The following is a 15,624-nucleotide window of genomic DNA, read 5'->3' on the forward strand; positions in this document are numbered from 1 at the left end:
GGCTGGGGAACGCAGCCGCGCCGGCGGGGCCGGTCAGTTCCAGCGGGCCTTGTAGAAACGCGGGAACTCGTCGCCGTCGACCGAGAAATTCAGGTCCTTGGACTGCACGGCGTTGAGCGAGTGGTTCCACAGCGGCACCCAGTAGGCCTGTTCGGCCACGATCTTCTGGGCGGCGGCGTAGTTCTTGGCGCGCAACTCGCGGTCCACGGAGGTGTCGGCGGTTTCCAGGTACTTGATGACTTCCGGATTGCGCGCCTGGTCGTCCGGGCCGCCGCGGAAGAAGTTGCTGGTCGACAGCGCCGCGTCGGCGATGCCGTAGGAACCCCAGTTGGACGACAGCATGGCGATCTTGCCTTCGCGCCAGTTGGTCATGGCGGTGCCGTATTGCTGCTCGACCAGGTTCAGCTTGATGCCGGCCTGCGCCATCTGCGCGGCGGCGGCGTCCAGGATGGCGCGCGGCGGGGCCGAGATCACCAGGTCCAGGGTCACGCCGTTGGGGTAGCCGGCCTGGGCCAGCAGCTGCTTGGCGCGGGCCGGGTCGAACTTGTAGGACTGCACGTCGGCGGCGCAACCGAACTGCGCCGGGTTGCAGGCCGCGTTGATCACCTTGGAGGCGCCGCCCACCAGGGCTTTGCGGATGGCTTCGCGGTCGATGGCGTAATTGATGGCCTGGCGCACTTCCTGCTTGGCCAGCGGCGACTTGCCGTCGTCCGCGCGCGGGTTCAGCGAGATATAGCTGATGCGCATGATGCTGCTGCTCTTGACCGTGACGGCCGGCTGCTTTTCCATGCGCTTGGCCACGTCCGGCGGCACGCGCCAGATCCAGTCCAGGCCGCCGGACAGCATCTCCGCGTATTGGGTATTGGCGTCCGGCAGCACGCGCACCACCAGCTTCTGCACGGCGGGCTTGGGGCCGAAGTAGTCCTCGAAGCGCTCGTACACGTAGCGGCTGCCTGGCTGGCTTTCCACCAGGCGGTAGGGACCGGTGCCGATGGGCTTGGCGCCCATGTCGGACTGGTTGGCCTCGTAGTACTTGCGCGGATAGATCGGCAGGTTCTCCGACAGCATCTCCAGCGCCAGCGGGTAGGGCGTCTTCATCTTGATGCGGACCGTGTCGTCGGAAGCCTTCTCGGCCTTGGCAATCCAGGCGACCTGATTCTGGAAGCGTGCCTTGTAGCCTTCGGAGGACACCAGGTTCAGCGTGTACAGCACGTCGTCGATGGTCAGCAACGAGCCGTCATGGAACTTCACGTCCTTGCGGATCGGCAGTTCGATGGTGGTGTCGTCCACGAACTTGTAGCCGGTGGCGATGGCCGGGCCGAATTCGCCCGTGTCCTGGTTCTTCTGCAGCAGACCCGAGAAGACCATGCGCGCCAGCGCCAGGCCGGGACGGTCCGATTCCTTGTAGGCGTCCAGCGTGGCGGGCGCCGCGTCGAAGGCGATGTTGAGGGAGTTGTCAGCCTTGTTGGCCTGGGCGGCATGGGCGCCAAGCGCCAATAGCGCCGCGCTCAAAAGCTTCACGGTACGGGTCAGCTGCATGTTTTCACCTTGATGTGTTTTAGGTATGGGACTTACGGGTACTGAGGGTGCTGCGGAACTGCTGTTTGCGTATCGGCGGGCAAGCCGCTCCCCTTGCCGCAGGCGGCGCGTTCTGCGCCGGCGGTGCTTGCACGGGTCGGTAGGGAAAGGGGCCTGGGCGTCAGGCCGGGATTCAGGCGTTCATCAAATCATCGGATCCCAGCGCTGCCGAAGTCTTCCCGCAGGCGGGCCAGGATGCCGACCAGATGGTCGTGCATGGCGTGGCGCGCGCGGATGGGATCGCGGTCGGAAATGGCCGCGAGGATGCGTTCGTGTTCCTGCTGGGCTTCGCTCCACACCTTGGTGGTCACGAAGTGCTCTTCAAGACGGTTGAATACCGGGCTGAGCGTGCTCAGGTGCCAGATATGGGAAATTGCCGCCGCCAGCGCCGCGTTGCCGCAGGCCGCGCCGATCGCGCTGTGGAAGGCGCGGTCGTGCACGCTGGGGGATTCGGTCAGGGACATGCCTTCGTGCGCCGCGCGGATCGCCGCGATCTGGGCCGGCGATGCCTTCTGTGCCGCCAGGGCCGCGCACTCGGGTTCCAGCAGCAGGCGGGTTTCCAGCAGGTCGAAGGGGCCGATGTCGGTCGCTTCGACGCCGTTGGCGGCTGCCGGCGCTTGTTGCGGCGACTGGTACTGGCCGTCTTCGCGCGCCTGGTTAACGAATACGCCCGTGCCTACCCGGACCTCCACATAACCTTCGATTTCCAGCGCGATCAGCGCTTCGCGCACCGAGGCGCGGCTGACCTGCAACTGCTCGGCCAGTTCACGCTCGGCCGGCAGCCGCCCGCCCGCGGGGAAGTCGCCCGCCTTGATGCGCGCGGCGATCTGGTCGGCAATCATGCGGTAGAGGCGGGTGGAGGCGACGGCCTGGAGAGAGGTCATTGTTGCGTTCGGGTGGATGGTCGGGATGTAGAGGGTAATGGGTCTGCCCGGGCTTGTCTTGCATGGCGCCCCCGGGGAATCTCCGGGAGTGTCTGGATATCTGGTGGCCCAGTGGTCAGGCCACTGGACGAAATGTACCGGAGGCGCTCCGGCTTGTGAACCGGGCTTTTCCATTTTTAGGGAAAACCACTAGCGCGGCATTCGCGCCGCGCCAGCGGGCTTGCGGCCGGCGTCCGCGGCGGGACGCCGGCGCGGTGCGCGATCAGGCGGCAGCCAGCCCGCCGAAGAAGCGCGCGGCGTTCGACTCCAGGCCTTCGATGTAGTAGCCGCCTTCCTGCACGATCAGGGTGGGCAGCGCAAGGCCGCCGACTTCCCGGCCCAGGCGTTCAAAGCCGTTTTCGCTGACCGCGACCATGGCCTGCGGGTCCTTCTCGAAGATGTCGAAGCCCAGCGACAGCACCAGGGCGTCGGGCTGGAACAGTTCGATGGCGCGGCGCGCCTGGGCCAGCTTGTCGAAGAACACCGATTCCGGAGACCCATGCGGCATGGGCAGGTTGATGTTGTAGCCGTAGCCCGCGCCGGCGCCACGCTCGTCTTCGTAGCCGGCGACGACAGGGTAGAAGTTCTCGGGATCGCCGTGGATGGACACATACAGCACGTCGCTGCGCTCGTAGAAGATCTCCTGGATGCCCTGGCCGTGGTGCATGTCGGTGTCCAGGATCGCCACGCGCGGAAAGCGCGAGGTCAGGCGCTGCGCGGCGATGGCGGCATTGTTCAGGTAGCAGAAGCCGCCGGCCGCGTCGCGCCGGGCATGGTGGCCGGGCGGGCGGCAGATGGCGTAGGCGTGGCGCTCGCCCGCCAACAGCGCATCGGCGCCGGCGATGGCGCATTGCGCCGACCAGTAGGCCGAGTGCCAGGTGTGCTGGCCGACCGGGCAGCTGCCGTCGGCCAGGTAGCGCGCGGCCTGGGCCAGTACGCCGCGCAGGGCGTTGGGTTCGCGCACGAAGACGTTGGAGACGACCTCGTCGCCCCAATCGTCGGGCAGTTGCTTCCAGGCGGCGTGCGCTCCTTGCAGAAAGCGCAGGTAGTCCAGCGTGTGCACCGCCGAAATCGCGCCCGCGCCCTGGTCGGGCGGCGCCTGCACCTCAAAGCCCAGCTTGCGCGCGGCCTCGGCCAACGCGTCCAGGCGCGAGGGCACTTCCTGGGGCGTGCGCATCTTGCCGCGCGAGAAATAGGTCTGCGGATGGTGCAGTTTCTGGTCGTCGTGGAAGTATGCCTTCATGCGGGATGACACCTGGTTGCGGGTTGACGCCACGCCGGCCGGGGCTGTCGTCTCCCGGGCAGGCGGCCAAGACGACGTTATACGTGGCTGCGGTCCGCAGGACAATCGGCAACACCCTGGATTCAGCGCAAGGCGGCGCGCGCGGCGGTCTCCAGGCTGAGCAGATGTTCCTCGAGTTTCTGGCGGTCCTGCGCCGACGCATATTGTCCCATCTGCATGCAGAGGTCGGCCACGGCGGTCTTGCCTATCATGGAAAAGGCGCCCCGGATCGAGTGGCATTGTTCGCGCACGCTTTTGAAGTCCGCGCGCGTCAGCGCTTCGCGGATCGCCGCCAGCGAGGCGCCCAGGCTGGAGTCCAGCGCGGCCAGCACGGCGGGTTCCGGCGGCAGCGTCGCCGGGTCGGTGAAGGCAAGGGATTCGTCGCCTAGCCGGGCCTGCGGAATGTGTTCGCGTATCGTGCGTTGCAGCGCCCGTAGCGACAAGGGCTTGAGCAATATCGCGTCAAAGTCCGCGGCGCTGCTGTGCAGTTCGTCGGGTTCCACGTGCGCCGTCACTGCCACGACAGGGAGTGCGGGGCCGCGCGCTCGCAGGAACTGCGCCAGGGCGTAGCCGTTGATCTCCGGCATGGAGATATCCGTCAGCACCATGTCGTAGCGGCGCATTCTGACCCAGCGCATCGCGGCCGCCGCGCCTTCGGCGGCATCGGCGGCGATGCCCAGAGCGGCGAGCTGGTCCAGGATCAGCTCGCGGTTGGCGGGGTGGTCGTCCACCACCAGCACGCGGATGTCGCGCGCCAGTCCGCAAGACGCGGCCGTGGCGGGCGGGCCGACCGGGCCGGCGGACAGTGGCGCCGCGTCAGCCGTTTGTGGGCAGGCTTGCAGCGGCAACGCCACGCTGAAGACGCTGCCTCTTCCGACTGAGCAGGCGACGGACAGCGTCCCGTCCATCATTTCGACCAGCTTCTTGCTGATCGGCAATCCCAATCCGGTGCCGCCGTAACGGCGGCTGATCGACCCGTCGGTCTGCGCATACAGGGTGAACACGCGGGCCGCCTGCTCGGTCGTCATGCCGATTCCGGTGTCGCGCACGCGCAGCTGCACGCCGGTTCCGCCGGCCAGGCCACGGCCAGGCGTCGCGGTGATTTCCACTTCGCCGGCCTCGGTGAATTTGACGGCATTGCCCACCAGGTTCACCAGGACCTGGCGTATGCGGGTCGGATCGCCGGCATAGGACTGCGCCAGCCCGCTGTGGGGCTTGAACGACAGCCGCAGCCCCTTGGCGCGGGCGGCGGGTTCGAACATGGCTACGACCTGGGCGGCGATCTGCGCCAGATCGAACGGTATGCGCTCGATCGTCATCTGCCCGGACTCCATCCGCGACACGTCCAGGATGTCATTGATCAGATCGACCAGCGCGCGCGAGGCCTCGCGCACGGTGCGCAGGCGCCCGCCCTGGCCCACGGCGTTCGGATCCCGGTCCAGCAGTTCCAGATGGCCCAGCACCAGGTTCAAGGGCGTGCGGATTTCGTGGCTCATGGTCGCCAGGAACACGGACTTGGCGCGCGCCGCATCGATGGCGGCGATCCTCGCGTCATCGCGCCGCCTCTCGATGTACTTGCGCGCCGTCGCGTCCGAGAAACTGCACAGCAGCACGTCGTCGCCGTGGTAGCGCGTCTTGACGATATTGACCAGCAGTTCGCACTCGCGGCCGTCGTCCAGCTTCAGGGTGACTTCTCGGTCGCGCTGGACCCAGGCGTCGCGGTCGCCGCGGGCATGACAATCACGCAGCAAGCCGTGCAGCGACACGCCGGCCGCGGCCCGGGCGGCGTAGCGCTCCATCATCGCGTTCTGCAGCAGCGCCTCGCCGCTCGCGCACGAGACCAGGCCCACGCCGAACTGCGCCGATGCGATGATGGAGCGATTCATGTGCTCGCTTTCGAACACGTGCCGCGAGCGGCGGTACACAGGGACCAGCGCCTTGCGGTGGAACCACAGCAACAGTGCCCAGAGCGTGCTGAGCAGCAGGATGGTCACGGTCAGGTACAACGCCAGGCTGGGCAGGAGCGCGGCGACGACGGTGCGCCAGGAGTAGGCGTACACCAGGGTCCAGCCGGTGTCCAGCAGCGGGCCGCTGACGTTGAAGACGCCATGCTGGTAGCGCGTCTGCGGCTCCGTCGCAGTGGGCTTCCAGGAGCCGGACGCCAGCGCCGTGCGCACCGGCCCATCGGAGTGAGCGATGGGCCGCGCGCGGTCGGTTTCAAGCAGGATGCGGCCGTCGCCATCCACCAGCGCCACGGCGGTGCCGTCCGGGATCGCGTCCAGGCGCGCGGCCAAGGCGCCGACCGGATAGTCGCTCACGAAGATCATGAACGGCTGCAGGCCGTCGAATGCGGGTTCGACCAGCTTGATCACGTTCTGCCCGGTCAACGGGTTGACCGCCGGCGCTTGCCACAGGATGCGGCGCGTAGAGGCCCATAGCGCGGCCGCGTCCGGATCCTTCAAGACGGCCAGGTCATAGGACAGGCGGCTGATGAGGCCAGCGGTGTCCGAGGCGCCGACGCGCTCCAGCAGTTGCGGAAAATCCAGGCGCGGCGCGGGCATCAAGGCCAGGAAGCGCAGGTCGGGGCTGTATCCATATGCCATCAGCGGCGACTTTCTTTCCTGTTGGCTGGCGGTCGCCGTATAGGCCTGCAGTTCCAGCATGCCGAGGTAGCGGGCGTGTTCGTCGGCGGCCGATGCCGCGGCGGTGTCGGCCACCGCCAGAATGGGCGTAAGCCCGGCGCTGGCCTGCAATCGGACCCGGCCATGGCCGGCGCGCAACGCGGCTTCATTTTCAGGCGTGGGGGCGGGCCGCGCTTGCCATAGCAGTTCGGCATTGATGACGCCGCGCCGCATGGCGGTCTGCTTGCCTTCGAGATCCAGGCTCACGAGAGACTGGTGCGCGGCGAGTTCCGTGTGCAGCCTGGCGATGGCGGCATGCGCCGCGTTGTACAGGACCAGACAGGCCGCAAGCACGATCAGAACGGACAGCACCATGCCGCCGCCGAACAGCATCACGGAGTGATAGCGGGCGAGGAGGCTGAGTTCCCGGTCGTGTTGCATCCCCGCGCTGAGCAGGTCTTGCGTATCGCCAAGGCTGGCCATGGCGGTGGAGTTAGGCATATCGGTCTTTCGGTATGGGTCGCGCGCGTGGACGTGTGGCGCGCTTGATGCAGACGCGAAGAATCCCATGAAAACCCGGCTTGCAATCCGTTTTCAGGGCTATATTTGCATTTGTTTTGCAGTATTCAGACTAGCCCTATATCCAAGCCCAATGAACTAGGACTGGGCTTATGAATTCGGCATGGGGCAGGACTGGGGGCAGGCTGCGGACCGCCACGCCCATCCAGCGCCGGCATGCGCGGCCTGGTCCGGGCTCGCGACGGCCGGCGGCCCTTGTCGGGACTGCAAGCAAGAATTTGCGGCGCCCCTGCCGCAATTGTTGAGGAGTTGACATGAGGCATCCTGCGAGGGTTTCTGTTCGTATGGTCATGGCAGGCGTGTTGGCGGCGGGTGTGATACCCATGGCGGCTCATGCCGCATCGGGAACCATCACGTTCACAGGGGGAGTGTCCGCAGCTTCGTTTACGCGCGATCTGCGGCAGGCGCCGGACGGAGCGGCTCTGCAGTTCCAGGGCGCCCGGGTCGAACGCAGCAGCGCGACCGTGAGCCTGCGGAACCTGGATTCGGCGTCGTACGGCTTGGCTTGCCCGGGCGTGCGCATGCAGCCGGACGCGGCCTGTCATCTGCCAGGGGGCGGCGGCGCACTGGCGCTGACAGCGAGCCGGTCGCATCCTGCCGCGGGGCCGGCCAGGGCCATCGTCACGCTGGCCTACGACTAGCCTCGGCCGCGAAGACTTATCTATCGGGCCGGCCAATGAGCGCCGGCCCGGGACCTTGCGCAAAGGCTCCTTTTCAGACGAACAGTCCCTAGAGACTCGGGCATGGACGAATTCAAGATCAAGGTGATGCTGGCGGACGACCATCCCGGCATGGTGGCGGGCGTGCAGCACGCGCTGGCCGAGGTGGCTACGATTTCGCTGGTGGGCGCGGCGGCCAATTCCACCGAACTGGTCGCGCTGCTGGATCGCGTTCCTTGCGATGTGGTGGTGTCCGACTACTCCATGCCCGCCGGCGATTTCGGCGATGGGGCGTCGCTGTTCGGCTTGTTGCAGCGGCGTTATCCGCAGCTGAAGCTGGTGGTGCTGACCATGCTGGACAATGCCGCGGTCATGCACACGCTGGTGACGCTGGGCATAGGCGGCATTGTCAGCAAGTCCGACGCGCTGGCGCATCTGATCCCGGCCATCCACGCCGCCCACACTGGCGGGAAGTACTACTCGCCCAGCGCCAACAAGGTGATCCAGGGCATAGACTGGAACCGGCGCGGGCGCAATGCCGAAAGCGTGCTGAGCCAGCGCGAATCAGAGGTCGTGCGGCTGTATGCCTCGGGCCTCACCATCAACGAAATCGCCGAGCGCCTGCACCGCAGCAAGAAGACCATCAGCACCCAGAAAGCCAAGGCCATGGAAAAGCTCGGCATCGAGCGCGAGGTCGACCTGTTCCGGTATGCAATGGAGAACGGCCTGACCGCCACGCTGGCCGAGGAATCCGCGCCGGCGGGGCAACAGCAGGATTCAGGCACGCCGGGCTGAGGCCCGGGCGCGCATGGGCTTACGCCGACGCGGCTTCCTGGGTTGCGCCGGCAGGGCCGGAGGACGGGCTGGCGCTGATCAGTCCCGATTCGATCCCGTAACGCAGCAGTTCGATGTCGCGCTCCAATCCCAGCTTGAGCATGGCTGTGCCTTTCTGCGTGCTGATGGTCTTCTTGCTGCGGTGCAGGCGCTCGGCGATTTCATTGATCGTCAGGCCGGACACGAACAGGCGCACCACTTCCAGCTCGCGCCGGGTCAGCATGTGGATGCCATAGTCGCCGCGGTCCAGGGCGTTTGCCAGCTCGGAGATCCGCGGCGAAAGATAGCGGCCGTTGGCGTGGGCGCCGTGTATCGCCGGCAATAGATGATTCAGCGAATCGGACTTGCTGAGGACGGCGGGGATGCCGAGGTTCAAGAGCGAATGCACGATGCCCGGGCTTTCCAGCATGGTCAGCACCACGATCTTCAGGGCGGGGTAGCGCTGGCGGATCAAGCCGAACAGCGTGATGCCGTCGCCGAACCGCCCGCCCGGCATGGAATAGTCGGAAATCAGGACTTCGCACGGATGCCGGCCCAGCATCTCCATCAGTTCTGAGGAGTCGCGGGCCGCGCCGATCACGGATACGGTGCTGCTGGTAGCCAGCGTGTGCTGCACGCCGGCGCGTACGGCGGGATGGTCGTCGGCGACCATGACGCGTAGATTGAGTGGCTTCATCATGGAACAGGGTAGGAGCAAAGCTGGCGTGGCCGCCAGGCGCGTCGAGGCGGCGCAGCACAGACTTTATGGGCGCGCGCGCTGGCGGATAAGCAGCCAGGTCCGATTGCGGGCCCCTTCGGGATAGGACTAAGCCTATTTTTCCGGGTCGCGGGGTTTGCGCCGCGTCAGCGCCGCCTCTGCCAGGGGTTCGAAGGCATCCAGGGCGTCGGCCAGGGCTTCGGTGCGCCGGCTGCGAGCCAGCTCTTCCATTTGCGCGCACAGGTCGGCGAGCGCCGTCTCGTGAATCATGGCGCAGGCTCCGCGCAAGGAGTGCAGATGCGCGCCCGCCTCGGTCTCCTGGGAATCATTGCCGGCGCGGATCGCGGCGAGTTCCTTGCGGATGGCCGCGAGCGATTGCCGCAATGACAGGACCAGGGCCTCATGCACGCGTGCGGGCAGCGGGCCTTGCGCGATTTCGTCCCGGGCGCGCGGGCCAGCGGCAGGCGCTGCGCCTGGACGCAGCAGGCGCCGGATCGCCGCGTCCAGCTTGCCCAGCAGCAGCGGCTTGACCAGCACCGCGTCAATGCCGGCATCGCGGCATTGCTGGTGTTCCTGCGCGCCGACGTGGGCGGTGTAGGCGATGATGGGCACCTGCGCGCCCTGCGCGCGCAGGCAGCGAGCCACGGCGTAGCCGTCCATGCCCGGCATGTTCACGTCCGTGATCACCAGGTCGTAGGCTTGCTCCATGTAGCGTCCGAGGGCGGCGCTGCCGTCCGCGGCGAGGTCTGTCTGGTAGCCCAGCGTTTCGAGCTGCATCTTCATCAGTTCCCGATTGGCGGGATTGTCGTCCGCCACCAGGATGCATGCGGTGATGGGCTGGTCCTGATGCCAGGCCGCGGCGTCATCGGCGGCAGGGGTTTCCTGGACTTCAGCGGGCGCGGCGCGCAGGGGCAGGGTCACGAGGAACGTGCTGCCTTGCTGTGGCGCGCTGGTGACGGCAATGCCGCCGCGCATCAGCGCCGCCAACCGGCCGCACAGCGCCAGGCCTAGCCCGGTGCCGCCATAGCGCCGGGCGATGGAGGAATCCGCCTGGGTGAACGGCCGGAACAGCGTGGCCTGCTGCGCCGGCGTCATGCCGATGCCGGTGTCGCTGACGCCGATCACGATCGGCGTGTCGGGGGCGTTGTCATCCTGGCGGTAGACCTCGAGGAGCACATCGCCGCGGGAGGTGAATTTGATGGCATTGCCGACCAGGTTGAACATGATTTGGCGGATGCGCGTCGGGTCGCCCAGATAGCGCGGCGCCAGGCCGTCGTCAATGCTGCAGTCCAGCTCCAGCCCCTTGGCCTGCGCGGCCGGCGTGAAGACGGCGATGACCTGGCGGGCCACCTCGGCCAAGTCGAACGGAATGGACTCCACGCTCATCTGGCCGGACTCGACCTTGGAGAAATCCAGGATGTCGTTGATGATGTCCAGCAAGGTCGCCGAGGACGAGGTGACGGCGCGCAGGCGCTCGCTCTGCGGCGCCGAGAGGCCGGAGCGTTCCAGCAGTTCGAGATTGCCCAGGATGGCGTTGAGCGGCGTGCGGATCTCATGGCTCATGGTGGCCAGGAAGGCGGACTTTGCCTGGTTCGCCGTGTCTGCCGCGACGCGGGCCTCTTCCAGTTTTTGCTCGAGCTGCTTGCGCGCGGTGATGTCGGTGAAGTTGCAGAGCAATACCTCCACGCCCTGATATTTGGTGCGCACCGCGCTTACCAGCAGATCGCTGCGGCTGCCGTCGGCGCGCGGGTAGGCGAGTTCCAGGCCGGCGTGCCAGCCGGCCGCTTCCGAAGCGTCGTGATACTGGGCGAGCAGGCGCGAATGCAGGGGCGGGCTGCCGGGCGCGCCGCTGGCGGCGTAGTCCTGCATGACCTCGTTCTGCAACAGCACTTCGCCGGTGTTCAGCGACAGCAGGGCGAGCCCCGAGGGCGCGGTGGCGACCATGGTGCGGTTCAGGTTTTCGCTTTCGAAGATGCGTTGGGAGCGGGCATAGCCGGGCTTGAAGACCTTGCGGTCGAGCAACAGCAGCACGCCCCAGACGAACGCCACCATCAGCAGCGTCGCGACCGCATAGCTCGCCAGCCGCGGCCACAGGTCGGCAACGATGGTGCGCCAGGAAAATGCATAGATCAGGTTCCAGCCGGATTCCGAGACCTGTTCGCCCAGGATGAAGAGGCCATCGCGATAGCGCAGATCCGCCGGCGCGGACGGAGCCGAGCGCGCCGCGTCCAGGATCCGGGCGGTGAGCTGCGGATCCTGCGCGTCCATGTCCGTCGGCAGGAGCTGGCGTCCATCCTTGTCGACGATCAGGGCCGCTTCTTCGTAGCGCGTTGTCGTCAGATAGGCGTTCAGGGCATCGGCAGGGTAGATCGCGACGAAAATGGCGAATATCCGGCCCTCGCTGCTGGCTGCCTGGTACAGCCGTAGGGACAGCTTGTGCGTCAGCGGGTCGATGGCCGGCGGCAGCCAGCGAGGTCCGCCCGCCGCCATCAGGCGTTGCCGGACCTCGGGCGAGTCCAGGTCGCCCAGATCCGGGGCGATCGTCCGGATCAGTTCCGGGACGTCTTTCGCGCCCACCAGCGTGAGCGGGTCCACGGTCTCGGACATGGGACCCACGCCGAGGAAGCTGCGATCGGGGCTGTAGAAGAAGCCGCTGACCGAGAGCGCCTTGGCATAGGCCGCGGCCGAATAGCTGATCTCGTCGGTCAGGTGCAGGTAGGGCAGATAGGCCGCCGCGGGCCGGCCGGGTTCGATGTCGGCCAAGGCCACCACTGGCGGGAAGTTGGGATTGCGCTGGAACTCCATGCGTCCTTGCTGCCGCGCGAAGGCTTGCACCAGCTCGGGCGCGGCCTCCGACGCGCGCCCGGGCCAGGCGTATTCCTCGTGGGACAGACCGATGCGGAAGGCTCCCTCGCGCACGCCCAGCGCCGTCTGCAGCAGCGCCTTGCGCACCACAAAGCCGGCGTAGCGTTCCGCGACGTAATCCCTGGCCTGCGAGAACACCATGACGCCGGCGACGGCCAGCAGCACCAGGGTGGTCACAGCGCCGCCCACGTACAGCAGGGCGCGCTGGTAGCGGTTCAGGATGCTGATGGCGCTGCGTGATGGCCGGCCGGCGGTGTCGGACTCTTGGACGTCGTGGGGGTGCGCGGCCATGCTGGGTTCGGCTCCGCCGGGATGGGTGACGCCATGATAGAGCCAATCAGGCCAAAAACGGAAAATAGGACTCGGCTGATTTCCGTTCCCGGCCGCGGGTGGAACAATGAATTCGTCGGCAGTTCGCTGCCTGGCCTCCCGCCTGCAGGCGCCTTGCCGCAGCGCCATGGGCCCGCCGTTCATGAGGAACATCATGCTCAAATCCGCCCTGGTTGTCGATCAAGACGAACTCCAACGCTCCGCGCTGACGCGGATGCTGGGCAAGATCGGCGTGCCCGAGGTGGCGGTGGCGCACGACGGCGCGTCGGCCGTGGCGGCGATCCAGCAGCGGCAGTGGGATCTGGTCATCGTCGACCTCGACATGACGGACCGCACCGGGCTGCAGATGATCGACGCGCTGGCCGAGGCCGGCGGCTGCGGCGGCATCGCGATCGCCAGCAGCCATCCGTCCCGGATCCTGCAGGCCGCGGCGGCCTACGCCAGGAATCGCGGCCTGCCCATCATTGCCGCGCTTGGCAAGCCGCTGGAAGCGGCCTGCTTGATTGCAATGATCGAATCCCTGGCCCGGACGGCGCTGGCCGATGGCGCGGCGACGCTGCGCGCCGCGGCGCAGAGCAGCAGCGTGGCGCTGGCCGGCCTGGACGCCGAACGCCTGCGCCGCGCCCTGGCGCAGCGCGAGATCACCGCATACTTCCAGCCGCAGCATTGCGCCTCGACGGGCGAGCTGCGCGGCGCCGAAATGCTGGCCCGCTGGGTCGCCGACGACGGCACGATGATTCCTCCGGCCGCGTTCCTGCCGGCTTTCGAGTCAGCCGGCTTGCTCGGATCGCTGACCGACTACATGCTGGCGCGCGCCTTCGAGGCGCTGCGCGAACTCGGCAACCGGCCCGATTGCGTCATCAGCATCAACGTGCCGGCGACCGTTGCAAGTTCCATCTGCTGGGCGCAGGACGTGGCCGACCGCGCCGAGTTCGCAGGCGTGGATCCGAGCCGCATCGTCATCGAGATCACCGAGGACGGAGGCGCCCGTTCCAATGGGGCGTTGGCGGGGGCCGTCACGCAACTGCGCCTGCGCGGCTTCAGCTGCGCGATCGACGACTTCGGCACCGGCGATTCCTCGCTCGACCGGCTGCTGTGCGCGCCTTTCGACGAACTGAAGATAGATCGCGACCTGATCTCCCGTGCGGGCCGCCATCGGCACGCCCAGGACGTCCTGGCCTGCACCGTGGAGATGGCGCGGTCGCTGGACATGACGGTGGTGGCCGAAGGCATCGAAACCCAGGAGGAATACGACATGGTGTGCGCATTGGGGGCGCAGGTCACGCAAGGGTACTTCCATGGCAGGCCGATGCCGCTGGGCGCATTCAGCCAGTACGCGCTCAGCCAGGGCGTGATCGGACATGGAATCCTGCGGATGTACGCACGCGCCTGAAGCCGGCGCGCACCGTACATCGCGGGCGAGTCGCGGATCGCGATCAGGCTCCGGTCAGCACCACCAGTACCGCCAGGCACAGCAGCAGTCCGAACGCCGCCAGCGCATAGGGCAACAGCTGCACATACACGCCGCGCTCTTCGCCGCGCCCGTGCGCCAGGCCGGCCGCGATCGACATTCGCACGGGTGAAAAAATTCCCATCGACGTGCCCGACACATGCAGCAGCGCTGCCGCGGCCGGCACGCTCAGGCCCGCATTCAAGGCCAGCGACAGCTGCGCGGGCATGAACAGGCTGTTGGGCGCATTGCCGCTGTTGGCCAGGATGCCGAACACGCCGGCCAGCAGCGGCGTGATCAATAGGGTCCAGTCCTGCAGGCCGGCGAACAGGCCGTCGGCATACGCTTGCGAGATGCCGGCGCCGGCCAGGACTTCGGCCATCATGGCGAACAGGAACACGGAGTAAACCGCGTGCCGTCCCGTGGTCCAGGCCGCGCGCGCCTGTGCCACGAGCAGGCCGCGCTGGCGGCAGAAGGCGGCCATGAGCACGGCGCCCGCGATCAGCCAGCTGCCGGCATGCAGCAGCGGCATCCAGCTGGGCAGGTCCGGAAATGGCTTGAACGCAGCCAGTCCGGCCAGGCCCCCGTTCAAGCCTGGCAGCAAGCGCGTGGCCACCAGCCACGCAATCATCAGGATATAGGGCAGCGCCTTGCGCGCCGCCGCCATCATCCGGGGCCGGTCCGGCCGGCGGTCCAGCAGGAAGCGCAGCACGATGAGCGGGCCGTAGGCCGACAGCAGCGCGGTTTCCGGTCCCAGCAGCGCCGTCGCGGCGCTCAGGGCGCCCAGGCTCGCGATCATCCAGACGGCTTCGCGCGCATGCTCCGCGGGTTCGGCCCGCAAGCCCGCGCGCCTGGCGGTGCGCCAATACAGCAGCATCCACAATACCGTCAGCAAGGCGACCGGCACCATGCCGTACAGCGCCAGTTGCGACGCCGGGACGCGCGCGTAGGCCGAAGCCAGCAGCGTGCCGCTGCCCATGGCGCCCCAGGGGATCAGGGTCTGGCTCAGCAGCGCGAACACCATGGTTTCGCGTGGCTTCAAATCCAAAGGCCGGATCAGCAGCACCGTACCCAGCATGCCCACGCCGAAACCGGTGGCCGATTCGGCGAAAGGGCCGACCAGGAAACAGGCAAAGAACAGCAGCCGGCGGCGCGCCAGGGGATGGGCCAATGCGGCTTTGGCGCCGTCCGCCGCCGCGTGCGGCGCGCGTCCTTGCGCCGCCATGTTCCAGAACAGCAGCCCGCCCAGAATGTACGGCGTGATGATCCAGCCTATCCAGAGGCCGCGTTCCAGCGCCAGCCCGAGCTGCCCGGCGCCGAAGGATGCTGGCGCCGCATACAGGGCGATGGGCACGGCAGCCAGCAGGCCCAGCACGGCGGCGGCGGTGGTGGTCAGGCGTCCGCTGGCGATGGCGCCGATGACGGCCAGGGCGGGTAACGACCACAGTAGGTACATCATGGATTGAGCGTCGGCATGGCGGGGTCCGGGACTGGCATGGCGCGTAGCAGTGTATGCCGAGAGGCCGGCGGCGGCGGGTCATGCCTGCCCGATCGCAGGGTCTTTTGGAAGTGGCGGCGACCGTACGCTGCGTTCTGCGTTCGGAACTCAGGACGATGACAAAATGCCGCAACCTGCGGGGGCAGGTTCAGCAGTCCAGTCTGGCGTGGGGCCAGCGCTGCTGCGCCACCAGTTCGCGCGCCAACGAGGGCAACGCCGCCTTTGTGACCGGCGATGTCGCGCCGGAGGGCGTGCCGGGCGCGAATTCGAAGGGCTTCCAGGTCGGGATCAGCCATTCGTTCTGAGCG

The 15,624-nt window shown here is 67.5% G+C and carries 11 protein-coding genes; 4 read left to right on the forward strand and 7 right to left on the reverse strand.

Annotated features, from left to right (window positions below; genetic code table 11):
* Positions 1 to 33: 33 nt before the first annotated feature.
* The 4 genes from ACM1PE_RS11440 to ACM1PE_RS11455 all read right to left on the reverse strand — a co-directional run bounded on the left by ACM1PE_RS11440 (position 34) and on the right by ACM1PE_RS11455 (position 6,905).
* Entirely contained in the window at positions 34 to 1,539 is a 1,506-nt protein-coding gene (locus ACM1PE_RS11440; RefSeq protein ID WP_054454475.1) for an ABC transporter substrate-binding protein, read from the reverse strand.
* A gap of 188 nt (positions 1,540 to 1,727) precedes the next feature.
* Complete coding sequence (locus ACM1PE_RS11445) at positions 1,728 to 2,462, reverse strand: FadR/GntR family transcriptional regulator (protein WP_059379752.1); 735 nt, start codon at positions 2,460 to 2,462, stop codon at positions 1,728 to 1,730.
* A 262-nt stretch (positions 2,463 to 2,724) separates the two neighbouring features.
* Positions 2,725 to 3,744 (reverse strand): histone deacetylase family protein, encoded by a 1,020-nt coding sequence (locus tag ACM1PE_RS11450; RefSeq protein ID WP_059379753.1) that lies wholly within the window; start codon positions 3,742 to 3,744, stop codon positions 2,725 to 2,727.
* 122 nt (positions 3,745 to 3,866) lie between these two features.
* Positions 3,867 to 6,905: an ATP-binding protein gene (locus ACM1PE_RS11455; RefSeq protein ID WP_419343312.1), complete on the reverse strand. Its 3,039-nt coding sequence runs from the start codon at positions 6,903 to 6,905 to the stop codon at positions 3,867 to 3,869.
* Between the two features lie 446 nt (positions 6,906 to 7,351).
* Between ACM1PE_RS11455 and ACM1PE_RS11460 the strand changes: the two genes are divergently transcribed.
* Both ACM1PE_RS11460 and ACM1PE_RS11465 read left to right on the forward strand, forming a co-directional pair.
* On the forward strand, positions 7,352 to 7,624 hold the full coding sequence (locus tag ACM1PE_RS11460; RefSeq protein WP_419343313.1) for a hypothetical protein: 273 nt from the start codon (positions 7,352 to 7,354) through the stop codon (positions 7,622 to 7,624).
* A 102-nt stretch (positions 7,625 to 7,726) separates the two neighbouring features.
* On the forward strand, positions 7,727 to 8,437 hold the full coding sequence (locus ACM1PE_RS11465; RefSeq protein ID WP_059379756.1) for a response regulator transcription factor: 711 nt from the start codon (positions 7,727 to 7,729) through the stop codon (positions 8,435 to 8,437).
* 19 nt (positions 8,438 to 8,456) lie between these two features.
* Here ACM1PE_RS11465 and ACM1PE_RS11470 read toward each other — a convergent pair whose 3' ends face one another.
* Together ACM1PE_RS11470 and ACM1PE_RS11475 are read right to left on the reverse strand one after the other, a co-directional pair.
* Positions 8,457 to 9,155: a response regulator gene (locus ACM1PE_RS11470; protein WP_059379757.1), complete on the reverse strand. Its 699-nt coding sequence runs from the start codon at positions 9,153 to 9,155 to the stop codon at positions 8,457 to 8,459.
* 132 nt (positions 9,156 to 9,287) lie between these two features.
* Complete coding sequence (locus ACM1PE_RS11475; RefSeq protein ID WP_419343315.1) at positions 9,288 to 12,329, reverse strand: response regulator; 3,042 nt, start codon at positions 12,327 to 12,329, stop codon at positions 9,288 to 9,290.
* A 193-nt stretch (positions 12,330 to 12,522) separates the two neighbouring features.
* On the opposite strand from ACM1PE_RS11475, the gene ACM1PE_RS11480 reads away from it, so the two are divergent.
* Positions 12,523 to 13,761, forward strand: a complete 1,239-nt coding sequence (locus tag ACM1PE_RS11480) for an EAL domain-containing protein (RefSeq protein ID WP_419343316.1) — start codon at positions 12,523 to 12,525, stop codon at positions 13,759 to 13,761.
* A gap of 43 nt (positions 13,762 to 13,804) precedes the next feature.
* Here the strand turns inward: ACM1PE_RS11480 and ACM1PE_RS11485 are convergent, their stop codons facing one another.
* Positions 13,805 to 15,277: a hypothetical protein gene (locus ACM1PE_RS11485; protein WP_419343317.1), complete on the reverse strand. Its 1,473-nt coding sequence runs from the start codon at positions 15,275 to 15,277 to the stop codon at positions 13,805 to 13,807.
* 80 nt (positions 15,278 to 15,357) lie between these two features.
* Between ACM1PE_RS11485 and ACM1PE_RS11490 the strand changes: the two genes are divergently transcribed.
* Positions 15,358 to 15,621, forward strand: a complete 264-nt coding sequence (locus ACM1PE_RS11490) for a hypothetical protein (RefSeq protein ID WP_306632692.1) — start codon at positions 15,358 to 15,360, stop codon at positions 15,619 to 15,621.
* Positions 15,622 to 15,624 lie beyond the last annotated feature (3 nt).

The organism is Achromobacter sp. PD1 (assembly GCF_048541815.1).
GTDB lineage: Bacteria > Pseudomonadota > Gammaproteobacteria > Burkholderiales > Burkholderiaceae_B > Achromobacter > Achromobacter bronchisepticus_A.